Here is a 2,189-nt window from a genome sequence, read left to right on the forward strand (position 1 = left end):
GGTCGGCGCCGGGCCTGCGGGCCTGGCCTGCGCACACCGCGCGGCCCTGCATGGCCATGACGTGGTGATTTTCGAAGCACGGGAAAAAGCTGGCGGCCTGAACGAATACGGGATCGCCAAATACAAGCTGGTGGATGACTTCGCCCAGAAGGAGCTGGATTTCCTCCTGCAGATCGGCGGCATCGAGATCCGCCACGGCCAGCGCCTGGGTGGCAACCTGACGTTGAGCGAACTGCATCAGCAATTCGATTCGGTATTTTTGGGCCTGGGCCTTGCCGCCAGCAAACAGCTGGGCTTGCCCCATGAAGATGCGCCCGGCCTGCTCGCCGCCACCGACTATATCCGCGAACTGCGCCAGGCCGATGACCTTAGCCAACTGCCCTTGGCCGACCGCTGCATCGTGCTCGGCGCCGGCAATACCGCCATCGACATGGCCGTGCAAATGGCCCGCCTGGGCGCCCGCGATGTCAACCTGGTGTACCGCCGTGGCTTGGCCGACATGGGCGCCACTCACCATGAACAAGAGATTGCCAAGGCCAATCAGGTACGGCTGCTGACCTGGGCTCAACCGGATGAAGTGTTGCTGGATGATCAAGGCCGTGTGCGCGGCATGCGTTTTTTGCGCACGCACATGGAGAACGGTCGCCTGCTCCCCACTGGCGAGACCTTTGAACTGGCCTGCGACGCGATCTTCAAAGCCATCGGCCAGGGTTTTGACAACGAGGCGCTGCACGACCCGTTGGCTCAGCAACTGCACCGCGTGGGCGAACGCATCTTCGTCGACGAACAGCTGCAAACCAGCATTCCAGGCGTCTATGCCGGTGGCGATTGCGTCAGCCTCGGCCAGGACCTCACCGTGCAGGCTGTGCAACACGGCAAGCTGGCCGCCGAAGCCATGCACGCCCAACTCATGCTGAACGTGGAGGCTGCGTAATGGCCGATCTCTCGATTGTATTTGCCGGTATCAAAGCCCCCAACCCGTTCTGGCTGGCCTCCGCGCCGCCCACCGACAAGGCCTACAACGTGGTCCGCGCCTTCGAAGCCGGCTGGGGCGGCGTGGTGTGGAAAACCCTCGGTGAAGACCCGGCGGCGGTCAACGTATCTTCCCGTTACTCGGCGCACTATGGCGCCAACCGCGAGGTACTGGGCATCAACAATATCGAGTTGATCACCGACCGCTCCCTGGAGATCAACCTCAAGGAAATCACCCAGGTGAAAAAGGATTGGCCCGACCGCGCATTGATCGTGTCGCTGATGGTGCCGTGCGTTGAAGAGTCCTGGAAGAACATCCTGCCGCTGGTGGAGGCCACCGGTTGCGATGGCATCGAGCTGAACTTCGGCTGCCCCCACGGCATGCCCGAGCGCGGCATGGGCGCAGCGGTTGGCCAGGTGCCGGAGTATGTAGAACAGGTGACGCGCTGGTGCAAGACCTACTGCTCGCTGCCGGTGATCGTCAAGCTCACGCCGAACATCACCGACATCCGCGTGGCGGCACGCGCGGCGTTTCGCGGCGGTGCGGATGCAGTGTCGCTGATCAACACCATCAACTCCATCACCAGTGTGGACCTGGAACGCATGGTCGCCCTGCCGGTGGTCGGCACGCAAAGTACCCATGGCGGTTATTGCGGCTCGGCGGTCAAGCCGATTGCGTTGAACATGGTCGCCGAAATCGCCCGCGACCCGCAGACGCAAGGGCTGCCGATCTGCGGCATCGGCGGCATTGGCAACTGGCGCGACGCGGCGGAATTTGTCGCACTGGGCTGTGGCGCGGTGCAGGTGTGCACGGCGGCGATGCTGCATGGGTTTCGGATTGTGGAAGAGATGAAGGACGGGCTGTCGCGGTGGATGGACAGCCAGGGTTACGCCAGCCTGCAGGCGTTTTCCGGGCGGGCGGTGGGCAATACCACGGATTGGAAGTACCTGGACATCAACTATCAGGTAATTGCCAAGATCGATCAGCAGGCGTGTATCGGCTGCGGGCGTTGCCATATTGCCTGCGAGGACACGTCACACCAGGCGATTGCCAGCTTGAAGCAGGCGGACGGCACGCACAAATACGAGGTGATCGATGATGAGTGTGTTGGCTGCAATTTGTGCCAGATCACTTGCCCCGTGGCCGATTGCATCGAGATGGTGCCGATAGAAACGGGCAAGCCGTTTTTGAACTGGACGCAGGATCCGCGTAACCC

The 2,189-nt window shown here is 62.3% G+C and carries 2 protein-coding genes; both read left to right on the forward strand.

Features of this window, described 5'->3' with window-relative positions; translation table 11 throughout:
- On the forward strand, positions 1-934 hold a 934-nt coding region (locus tag FEM54_RS31015), incomplete at its 5' end, for an FAD-dependent oxidoreductase (protein ID WP_138454117.1).
- The coding region (preA, locus tag FEM54_RS31020; RefSeq protein WP_138454118.1) for an NAD-dependent dihydropyrimidine dehydrogenase subunit PreA at positions 934-2,189 on the forward strand (1,256 nt) is incomplete at its 3' end. The genes FEM54_RS31015 and preA, both read left to right, overlap by 1 nt.

This window comes from Pseudomonas edaphica (assembly GCF_005863185.1).
GTDB lineage: Bacteria > Pseudomonadota > Gammaproteobacteria > Pseudomonadales > Pseudomonadaceae > Aquipseudomonas > Aquipseudomonas edaphica.